This window comes from Sphingomonas sp. AC411, assembly GCF_979253035.1.
This window is the reverse complement of the sequence record NZ_CEEDAQ010000003.1, coordinates 83,853-94,132: the sequence shown is the minus strand read 5'-3', so window position 1 is coordinate 94,132 and position 10,280 is coordinate 83,853. Positions and strand designations below refer to the sequence as shown.

Genomic DNA, 10,280 nt, shown 5'->3' with positions numbered 1-10,280 from the left:
GTCAGCACCATGCGACCAGCCGGCGAGGTCGTGTCGGCCCAGGGCTCGGCCAGCGAGCGCAGGCCGGAACCAGCCTCCTTCAGCTTCTCGGCGATGTCCAGCAGGTCGCGCGTCGAGCGCGCCAGTCGGTCGAGCCGCGTCACTACCACCGTGTCGTCGTCGCGCAGCTGCTCGATCATCTTGGCCAGCTCGGGCCGGTCACGCTTCGCGCCCGAGATCTTCTCCTCGAACGTCCGCTTGCATCCGGCCTCCTTCAACGCGGCGCGTTGCGAGCCGGAGATCATCTGGTCATCGGTGGACACACGAGCATAGCCAATCAGCATGTTGCAAAATTGTATCGTAATAAAAGTATTTTGCAACCGACTTTTGCGACATCAGCACATGAGAGAACACGAGCTCTAAGGGCTCTGTTGCGAAACTTAGAACATTTGAGACAGTCGACAGTTGCTATCCTGCGGCCCTCACAGCCTCATTCTTCAAGCCTGCCTGTGCGAGCCTCCTTCTTCGACTTGTCCCATTCCTTCTTGATGAGCCGTCGGGCTGCTTCTCGACCGTATCCGCCTTTTTGAGCCAATCGGGCTTTGGAGTATGCCGCGCACTCACTGGCTCCTCGACTGCGCGGAAGAGCGCGCGATCCAGGGCATGTTTGTCCTCAGTCCCTACGTCGCGGCAGGCCGGGTTTAGGCGGAGTACGATACCAGCGCGCGCGGCATGTACCTTTCGCCAATTCACCGGCTTGGCAGGGCTAACTGCACCACGCCGCACCTCGGCCGTTAACTCTACAACCAGCCCTCGCATTGCTTCTCGCCATACCGCCGCGCTCGCTGGTGACGATCTGGACGAAGATGGCCTTGTCTGCGTTCTCCTTCCCGGCCTGCGCGCCAAAACGCGCGCCAAGGTAGGCAAGCACGCCCGCAAAGGCCGTTCCGAAGCCCTGCACCCACGTCCAGCCGCCTGATCCTGACCCCCCTGATATTCCTGTCACGTATGCTCCCTTATGCCGCGAACCTCGGGTGCAGCTTACGACCACCCAACCACGCTGCTACAGGCCACGAAGGCTATCCAGTTCACAAGTGAGATTGTTATCTTGCTCACTTGTGTGCTATCCATCATGTTCACACGCGAACACGTGCAGGGGCTAGCATGAAGACCATATCTATCATCAGCCAGAAGGGCGGAGCGGGTAAGACCACGCTTGCCATCCACCTTGCCGGTGCCGCCACCAGTGCGGGCCTCTCCGCGCTGATCCTCGACGCGGACCCGCAAGCGACCGCTAGCCAATGGAACCACTGGCGAGGCGGCGCGGACCCTGAGGTCGTAGATTGTGCCTCCCCCACCCTCCTTCCGCGCAAGGTGCAGCAAGCAGCCGATCTAGGCGCGGACCTAGTCATTATCGATACGCCCCCACACGCGGACATCATGGCGCGCGAGGCGTGCAAGGCTGCGGACCTGATCCTTATTCCTTGTCGTCCCCAAGCGTTCGACTTGTCAGCCGTTGAAACGACGGCCGAGCTGGTGAAGGCAGCAGGCAAGCCGGCCTTCGTGCTCTTCATGGGCGGTCCTCAGCGCGCGCCAACTACTTACAGAGACGCGCGGGAGCTGATTGAGGGCAGCGAAGGCGTTGAGGGTATGGGTGTGCCGGTCGCGCCCGTCATGCTCACGATGCGCGCGATCTATCACCACAGCACGGCGCAAGGGAAAACCGCGATAGAGGCGGAGCCTGACGGTAAGGCGGCGGAGGAGATCGCCGCGCTATGGACGTGGACAAGCGAACGTGTGAACTTGCCCACAAGTAAGCAGGGCAGAAAGAAGCGAGGCTGACGTGCGAGCAAATTTGGCGCCATGAGGCAGCAGCGTGCAGAACGCGCGAAGGTGGAGCCGAGCGTCTCGACCCCAGCCATTGAGGGCTCGGCGTCGGTGCGATCGGCGGCGCGGCAGGGCAAGAAGGCTGTCAGCGCATACTTTAGTCCGGAAGTTAGCCGAGGCTTAAATGTGCTGGCGGCCGAGAACGGAACTACCCTTCAGGCCTTGATGGGCGAGGCAATCGACCTTCTCATGCGCCAGTACGGCAAGCACCCGTTCGGGAGCGGTGACGCGCAGCTTTGAAGAGGGGTCTGCACATAGAACGGACCCAGATGTACGCTAACGCGATCGGGTGTCAGCAAACCCCCAGATTCGGGTTTCCGTACAGCTGACCAAAGCGACAGGGTTTGTCGCACACTCTGCCATCCTGTTGGCGCCACGACCCAAGGCCGGAGCGCACCCTGTCCGAAAGCATGTGTTTTCCGACAGTCTCAAAACGCTGCGGCAGCCTATACCAGCGTCATGACCAAGATACCGGATACGGACAAGAGATCGCAGGTTTCACCGGAATCCTCATTTTTGCACCTGAACGACGGCGCCCGGCATCATCGGGTCGCCCGGAGCAATGACGAGGTAACGGCGCATGTCGCCTTTTGCGTCGCTGACGATCTGGCGGAGCGGTCCGAGCGTGTTGACTATCGCGCCGCCCGCCGGATTGGTCATGAACTTCGCCAGAGGCTGGATCACGCCGCTGCCATCAGCGCGGGAGGATAGCCCAAGGACATAGGGCATCTTTGGACTGAGGCCCGCAACCGCCGCCTGCAAAATCTGGACTTGGCCCTGATCGAACAGCGTGACCTCGGCTGCGCCCAGTCCCGGAAAGAGTCAGCTGGATCTTCATGCCGGCCTGGGCGAGCGGCATCAGGTTTGCACGGCCATCGCCTACCGGCACCGCGCCGGGAACGTAGGCCACGCCTTGGGGCCCCTGACCGATCGGAATCGTCGCGATAACGGTGTTGCTGGCGGTATCGATCGCCGCGACTGCGTCGGCGTTCTCCAGCCCGACATACATCCGCGTACCGTCGCCCGACGGCCAAAGGCCGTGCGGGAGCGCGCCGACCGGGATGTTCGCGACCTGCGCGAAGTCGGTGGTGCGGAACACCTTGACGACGTTCTCGGTGCCGACCGTCACATAGGCGAACTGGCCAGCCTTGGTGCGGGCGATGTTGACGTGGTTGGTGATCGCGCCTGTGTCGAACGTCTTGAGCACTGCGAAGGGTGGCTTGGCGTCGAACACCATGACTTTGCCGACGTCTTTCAGCGTCAACCAGACCTGCTTGCCGTCGGGCGTCGCGGCGATGTCGGGGCAGAACGGGCTCGCCTGCTTGACGCGACCGACGATCTTCTTCGAGGCGGTGTCGATCACAACGGTCTCGGGAGAAAAGCTCGAACAGACGTAACCGTATTTCCCGTTCGGCGAGAAGATCGTCATGCCGGGGCCATTAGGAACGGGGATGCGCGTAGTCGGCGCGAAGGTCTTGCCGTCGAGCACCTGGATATAATCCTCGCCGCGCACCGCGACCCAGACTTCGCGACCGTCGGGGCGGAAGAACGCTTCGTGCGGCGATCGGCCCACATAGGTCGTATGCTTCACGGCATTGGTCGCAGTGTCGATGAACGTCACCGAGTTCGAGCCGATCGAGATCGCCGCCAGCGTCTTGCGATCAGGCGAGAAGCCCATGCCGTGGACGAGCAGCTGTCCCTTGTAGAGCGGGCTGAGGTTCGCGGGGGTCTGGTCGCCGAGTTTTATCACGCCGAGCAGCGTGTTGGTCGACGGATCGATCACCGACACGGTGTTGGAGAACTGGTCCGAGGTGTAGAACCGGTCCTGCGCGCTGACGGGGACGTCGGGGGTCGCGTTCGGCACTTGCTGGGCAAACGCAGGGCCCGAGAAACACAAGGCGGCGCAGGCGGTTAGGGTGAAACGCTTCATGGACGGTCTCCGTGATGGGGGTGACCGGTCGCGGTCGGTTCGGTGTGAGGCAGCAACGCGCCGCCTTCGGATAGGATGCCCTGCATCACCGCGATTTCCTGACGCTGTTCGACGATGATTCCCTGGGCGAGCCGGCGCAGGCGTTCATCCTTGCCGAACCGCAGTTCGACTTCGGCCATGTCGATCGCACCCTGATGATGCGGGATCATCATTCTTGCGAAGTCGCGATCGGGATCGCTTGAATAACCGGTCATCATCGCGCCGTGCATCCGCGCCATCGCCGCATCCATTGCGGACGCGAAACCGTCCGTTTGCGCTAACGCACCCGTCGATACGGACACGGCTATCGCCGTTAGCAAGGCCGTGCGAGATTTCATCGTCATGCCTTTAGTATTCCCATTTATGACACGCGAGCGATGAATGCCGAGCGTGACAGCGTAAATGATCGCGGCGCAGCCATCGATCCAACGCATAAGCATGGTTGTTCTGATCATCTAAAAAGAACGGTAGACAATCTATGATCGCGTTTTCGTATTGAAACCATCGCTACCATGCGTTGGACGCAGGGGAGATATCGGTCGATCTAGCGGCATCGGACTGGCACGATCACCCGCCGGATCCGCGATAAGGATCAAACGATGAAAGCTGCGATCGTTCTGGTTGCCGCGATGTTGGCCTCCGTAGCCCCAGTCCCGGCGATCGCTCAGGCCTATTGGGCTGCACCTGCGGCGGACGACTTTCCCTGCGATATCAAGGCGGTTCAGGCACCGTGGTCGAAGGCTGATATCGACCTTAGTCATCATGACCGGATCTATGTGTCTGACCCGACATCGACAAAGATCGTTGTCATCGATCCTGCAGCGGGCAACGAACTGGGACGCATCGACCTCACCAAAAGCGCGATAGCTGAGCCCAGCTTTTCCAGCCCCAAAGTCCAGCACCTGGCTGCAACGCGTGACGGGCGGACCCTGGCGGTATCGGCATTAGCGCAGCACAGTGTGACGCTCGTAGATCTGGCCACGAACACGGAACGAGGCCGGACCGTGTTCCAGACGTCGCCTACCGCCGTCGCGTTTACGCCCAATGGGCACGAACTCTGGGTTTCGCTCGGCGATGAACATGCCATCGCAGTCGTGGATCCTAAGACCGCGCGGGAGATCACCCGCGTACCAGCAAGTGGCGGAGCGGGCGCGACCATCCTGTCGCCAAACGGACGCTATGCCTTTGTATCGCTTACTGAAAGGCCGTCCATCCTGGTTGTCGACGTCGAGCATCGGCGCGTCGTCGGACACGTTGCCAGCAACGGTGCAGGTGAGGGAGCAATCGCGGTCTCGCCAGATGGCAAACAGATTTGGGCAACACGCCGCGAGAGCGGCACGACCACGGTTTTTGCTGCCAAACCGCCGTTTGCGGTACGCGAAGTGATAAACACTGGTCCAGCAACGGGCGCGGTCAACTTCGCCCAGCGCGCGGACGATTCCTTTGCCTATGTCAGCATTGGCGGCGATCAACCTGCAATCAAGGTCTATAGAACCGACAGCCTGGAGGCTGTGGCAACCGTCCCGCTACAAGCGGCTCCAAGTGCGGTTTGGCCGTCGGGCGATGGTACGAGAATCTATGCCAGCCTGGCCGGAACCAACAAGGTCGCTGGGATCGACACGCTGACGTACACCACCGTGTCGACAATCCCTATCAGTACGGATGCGCAAAGCCTGATCTACGTTCCTGGTGCCGTGCGATCAGGAAAAGGTCTCGCCAATCTGGTGCCATCCGGGCGCGATGCGGCGCTTGCCGTGGCGGCGCGTTGATCGGTCTTACACCGTCTGTAATTTCCCAAGGAAAGCCCTTTCTAAAATGACCAAGCCCCCCGTCAGGATCGCGATCAGCGGTGCCGCAGGACAAATTTGCTATTCGCTGCTCTTCCGGGTTGCGCAGGGTGACGTGTTCGGACCGGACCAGCCCGTTATCCTTCAACTGCTCGACGTGCCGCAGGCTATGGACGCCGTACGCGGCGTGGTCATGGAACTGGAGGATTGCGCGTTCCCGCTACTGGCAGGTGTGATCATTACTGATGATCCGATGGTGGCTTTCAAGGACATCGATGCGGCCATGCTGGTTGGGTCTCGTCCCCGCTCAAAGGGCATGGAGCGCCGTGATTTGCTCGCTGCCAACGCAGCGATCTTCAAGACGCAGGGCGCAGCATTGGACGCAGTGGCCAAACGTGACGCCAAGATCCTGGTCGTCGGCAATCCCGCCAACACAAATGCCTGGATTCTTGCGCAAAGCGCACCGGGTTTTCCTGCCGAAAACATCACGTCGATGATCCGCCTCGATCACAACCGCGCGCAGGGACAGCTTGCGGCCAAGGCGGGTGTAGGTGTCGATGCGATTACAAAGCTCGTCGTCTGGGGAAACCATTCGCCGACGATGTTTGCCGACTGGGGGAATGCCGAACTCGATGGCCAAAAGCTTGCCGACCGTATCGGAAACGAGGCCTGGTACCGCGAAACCCTGATCCCCACCGTTGCGCAGCGCGGAACCGCGATCATCGAAGCACGGGGTGCGTCCTCGGCCGCGTCGGCCGCAAATGCAGCGATCGACCATCTGCGCGACTGGGTGCACGGCGCAGGCGATAATTGGGTGTCGATGGGCGTGGTGTCAGATGGCTCCTACGGTATCCCGCAAGGACTGGTGTGCGGCGTGCCGGTGCACTGCATGAGCGGTGGGTATGCGCGTATCGAAGGCCTGACCCTCGATCCGTTCCAGCGATCGATGCTCGATCGCACGATTGCCGAACTGGTCGATGAACGTGAGGCGGTTATCGACATTCTGAAATGAACGATCGGTATATCTGATTGGAATGACTGTAATCTTTGGTTGGTGCGATTGATCTCCTTTCCCTATCATTGGGGCAAGGAGATCGGGCATGACCCTCGAACAACTCAGGATTTTCGTCGGTGTCGCAGAGCGCGAGCACATGACGCGCGCTGCCGAAGCGCTCAATGTGACGCAGTCAGCCGCAAGCGCTGCCATCGCCGCGCTAGAAGCTCGGCACGGCGTGCCGCTGTTCCACCGGGTCGGCCGCGGGATCGAACTGTCCGAAGCGGGCCGCATGTTTCTGGTCGACGCGCGCGCAGTGCTTGGCCGTGCCGCCAGCGCGGAACTTGCACTGGCCGAATATGCAGGACTGGAGCGCGGCACACTGCGGCTGGTCGCAAGCCAGACGATCGCAGGCTATTGGCTGCCCCGCCAGCTGGCGGCGTTCCATGCGCGCTACCCCGCGATCTCAATCGAACTGGCGATCGACAACACCGAGGGGCCGCGGCGCGCGTGCTCGACGGTGCGGTCGAGCTCGGCTTCGTCGAGGGTGTGATCGACGAGCCCGCGCTCGCGCATTGGACGGTCGCGAACGACCGCATGGTGCTGGTAAGCGATCGCGCAGCCGACACGATCGACGAGGACTGGATCCGCGCCGCGCGCTGGATCGTCCGCGAACAGGGATCGGGCACGCGCTCGTCGTTCGAGGAGGTGTTGCGCCAGCGCGGCGTCGATCCGTCGGACCTCACCACCGCGCTGACCCTGCCGTCGAACGAGGCGGTACGTAGCGCGGTCGAGGCTGGCGCAGGCGTCGCGGTCCTGTCGCAGCATGTCGTCGCACCTGCAATCGCGGCCGGAACGTTGCACGATCTGCCGCTCGGTCTGCCGCGGCGTCCGTTCTACGCGCTGCGGCACAAAGAGCGCTATCGTACCCGGGCGGCCGATGCGCTGACCGATCTCATCAAGGAGACTGGCAAGTGACCGCCGATCTGAAACCCGTTCTTGATGGCCTGAAGCCGCTCAGCCGGCTCGACTCACCGCGCGAGATGATCCGGCAGTTCACGCCCAACTGGTTCGCCGCGACCATGGGCACCGGTATCCTGGCGCTGGCCTTACCGCAGGTGCCGGGCGTCGGCACGTCGCTGCACCCGGTCGGCGAGGCATTGTGGTATTTCAACATCGCGCTCTTCACGCTGTTCGCCGGGCTCTACACCGCGCGCTGGACGATGTTCGGGCACGAGGCGCGGCGGATCTTCGGGCACAACACCGTATCGATGTTCATCGGTACGATCCCGATGGGCCTCGCGACGATCATCAACGGGTTCCTGGCGTTCGGCCTGCCGCGGTTCGGCGCCGGCGTGATCCCGATCGCCGAGACATTGTGGTGGATCGACGTCGCGATGTCGCTCGCCTGCGGTGTAGCGATCCCCTACCTCATGTTTACCCGGCACGAACATTCGCTCGACGGCATGACCGCGGTGTGGCTCCTGCCAGTGGTCGCGGCCGAGGTCGCAGGCGCGAGCGGAGGCCTGCTCGCACCGCATCTGGCCGACGCCCATCATCAGTTCGTGGTGCTGGCGACCTCCTATGTCCTGTGGGCCTATTCGGTGCCGGTCGCGTTCGGCATTCTCGCGATCCTGATCCTGCGGATGGCTCTCCACAAGCTGCCGCACGAGAGCATGGCCGCCTCGAGCTGGCTCGCGCTCGGTCCGATCGGCACCGGTGCGCTCGGGATGCTGGTGCTCGGTAGCGACGCGCCCGCGATCCTCGCCGCCAACGGCCTCGGCCAGATCGGCGCGGTAGCGCAGGGGATCGGCACGATCGCCGGGCTGTTGCTCTGGGGCTTCGGCCTGTGGTGGCTGGCGCTCGCGACGCTGATCACGATCCGCTACTGGCGCGCGGGTATCCCGTTCAACCTTGGCTGGTGGGGCTACACCTTCCCGCTCGGCGTCTACACTGTCGCCACCTTCAAGCTCGGCACGACGCTCCAGCTCGGCTTTTCGGGATCGTCGGCACCATCCTCACCATCGCGCTCGCAGCGATGTGGCTGCTGGTCGGCGCCAAGACGGTCGCAGGCGGCTGGCGCGGAAACCTGTTCGTGTCGCCCTGCATCGCCCAAGCCAATTGATGGGCCGAACTGATCGTCCTGCCGGATCGAACCGGCCCATCCGATCGACCCGTACCGGGCAGACCGTCGGACGGATCGCGCATAAGAGCATGACATCGAAGGGAGAATGCTGGTGGACAGCCTGGATATGAAACTGGCGCAGGCGACGAACCGCCGTCGCTTTCTCGCAGAGGCTGCGATCGGCAGCGGCGCGCTGATCGCCGCACCCGCGCTGGCGCAGAGCATGGTCGACCTGCATCTTCCGGGTGGCCCATCGGAACGGCCGATAACCAGTGCGTTCCCCGGCAAGGGCAGCATGATCCTCCAGCGGATCCACCCGCCGCTGCTGGAAACGCCGATGAGCGTGTTCAATGGCGACGTCTTCACACCGAACGACCAGTTCTTCGTCCGCTGGCACTGGGCCGACATTCCGACCGCGATCGATGTCGAGGCGTTCCGGATCAAGGTGCACGGCGCGGTCACGCGGCCGCTGTCGATCTCGCTCGCGCAACTGCTGAAGTTGCCACGCGTCGAGCTGGCGGCGATCAACCAATGCTCGGGCAATTCGCGTGCGCTGTTCCAGCCCCCTGTTGCCGGTGCGCAGTGGCGTCACGGGGCGATGGGCAACGCCAAATGGCTCGGCGTGCGCCTGCGCGACGTGCTCGATATCGCCGGCGTGAAGCCGGGCGCGGTCGCGGTGCGGTTCGGTGCGCTCGACCAGCCGGTGGTCGCGGGTGGACCGGATTTTGCGAAGTCGCTGTCGATCGACCACGCACGCGACGGCGAAGTGATGCTCGCCTTCGGGATGAACGGTGAACAGATGCCGCTCCTCAACGGCTTCCCGGTCCGGCTGATCGTACCCGGCTGGTATTCGACCTATTGGGTCAAGATGCTGAACGACATCGAGGTGCTTGCCGCGCCCGACGACGGTTACTGGATGGCCAAGGCGTACAAGATCCCTGACACTCCAGGCGCGAACGTGCGGCCTGGCCAGAAGGATTTCCCGGCCGTCCCGATCAACAAGATGATCCCGCGCAGTTGGGTCACGAGCCTCGACGAAGGGCAGGCGATCGCGTTTGACCGGTCAATCCCGCTGGGCGGCATCGCGATGGGCGGCGATTGCGGCGTCGCCAAGGTCGATGTGTCGACCGACAACGGCAAGAGCTGGTACAAGACGACGCTTGGCCCCGATCACGGCAAATACAGTTTCCGCCGCTGGGATGCGCAGGTGCCGCTCAGCCATGCGGGCCCGACCAGACTGATGTCGCGCTGCTGGAACACCGCCGGCATCGCGCAGCCGATGACGCCGATCTGGAACCCGGGCGGGTTCATGCGCGGCAACATCGAAACCACCAACATCGTCGTCGGCTGAGGAGCGCTCCCCCATGAAAACGCCTTCCATCGGCACGCTGTCGTTCGGGTTCGTCGGCGCGACCGTCGTTCTTCTACTCGCGATCGGTGCCCCGAACAGCCGCATCGCCCCGCCGCCTGCCGCCCCGACCGCACCACCGCCGCCAAGCGTTTCGGCGCGCGGCTTCTCGCTGGCGTCCACCTCGGTCG

The 10,280-nt window shown here is 62.9% G+C and carries 10 protein-coding genes and 1 pseudogene; 7 read left to right on the top strand and 4 right to left on the bottom strand.

The annotated features are described in order from the left end of the window. A partial coding sequence (locus AC0IX7_RS21665) for a recombinase family protein (RefSeq protein ID WP_471814298.1) occupies positions 1–323 on the bottom strand: 323 nt, incomplete at its 3' end. 820 nt (positions 324–1,143) lie between these two features. Between AC0IX7_RS21665 and parA the strand changes: the two genes are divergently transcribed. Both parA and AC0IX7_RS21655 read left to right on the top strand, forming a co-directional pair. Next, complete coding sequence (gene parA / locus AC0IX7_RS21660) at positions 1,144–1,821, top strand: ParA family partition ATPase (RefSeq protein WP_031392882.1); 678 nt, start codon at positions 1,144–1,146, stop codon at positions 1,819–1,821. A gap of 21 nt (positions 1,822–1,842) precedes the next feature. Next, complete coding sequence (locus AC0IX7_RS21655) at positions 1,843–2,106, top strand: ribbon-helix-helix domain-containing protein (protein WP_471814297.1); 264 nt, start codon at positions 1,843–1,845, stop codon at positions 2,104–2,106. A 270-nt stretch (positions 2,107–2,376) separates the two neighbouring features. Here AC0IX7_RS21655 and AC0IX7_RS21650 read toward each other — a convergent pair whose 3' ends face one another. From AC0IX7_RS21650 to copM, 3 genes are read right to left on the bottom strand one after another with little or no spacing between them, the layout of a single operon-like run. After that, positions 2,377–2,550 (bottom strand): hypothetical protein, encoded by a 174-nt coding sequence (locus AC0IX7_RS21650; RefSeq protein WP_471814295.1) that lies wholly within the window; start codon positions 2,548–2,550, stop codon positions 2,377–2,379. A 10-nt stretch (positions 2,551–2,560) separates the two neighbouring features. Then, positions 2,561–3,796 carry a YncE family protein gene (locus AC0IX7_RS21645; protein WP_471814293.1) on the bottom strand — a complete coding sequence of 412 codons (1,236 nt, stop codon included), beginning with the start codon at positions 3,794–3,796 and terminating at the stop codon, positions 2,561–2,563. Next, the gene (copM, locus tag AC0IX7_RS21640; protein WP_235516305.1) at positions 3,793–4,290 is read right to left on the bottom strand and encodes a CopM family metallochaperone; all 498 of its coding nucleotides are present in this window, start codon (positions 4,288–4,290) and stop codon (positions 3,793–3,795) included. The genes AC0IX7_RS21645 and copM overlap by 4 nt, the downstream gene beginning before the upstream one ends. Positions 4,291–4,434: 144 nt before the next feature. Between copM and AC0IX7_RS21635 the strand changes: the two genes are divergently transcribed. The 5 genes and pseudogenes from AC0IX7_RS21635 (at position 4,435) to AC0IX7_RS21615 (ending at position 10,092) form a co-directional block, all read left to right on the top strand. Beyond that, positions 4,435–5,604: a beta-propeller fold lactonase family protein gene (locus tag AC0IX7_RS21635; RefSeq protein ID WP_051916164.1), complete on the top strand. Its 1,170-nt coding sequence runs from the start codon at positions 4,435–4,437 to the stop codon at positions 5,602–5,604. Between the two features lie 46 nt (positions 5,605–5,650). After that, positions 5,651–6,634 (top strand): malate dehydrogenase, encoded by a 984-nt coding sequence (locus tag AC0IX7_RS21630; protein WP_031392887.1) that lies wholly within the window; start codon positions 5,651–5,653, stop codon positions 6,632–6,634. Between the two features lie 88 nt (positions 6,635–6,722). Then, positions 6,723–7,594: pseudogene (locus AC0IX7_RS21625) on the top strand (LysR substrate-binding domain-containing protein). Further along, positions 7,591–8,754, top strand: coding sequence for a TDT family transporter (locus tag AC0IX7_RS21620; protein ID WP_333981214.1), 1,164 nt, complete (start codon positions 7,591–7,593; stop codon positions 8,752–8,754). Before AC0IX7_RS21625 ends, AC0IX7_RS21620 begins: the two are co-directional and overlap by 4 nt. A gap of 93 nt (positions 8,755–8,847) precedes the next feature. Beyond that, on the top strand, positions 8,848–10,092 hold the full coding sequence (locus AC0IX7_RS21615; protein WP_197975372.1) for a molybdopterin-dependent oxidoreductase: 1,245 nt from the start codon (positions 8,848–8,850) through the stop codon (positions 10,090–10,092). Positions 10,093–10,280: the final 188 nt, after the last annotated feature.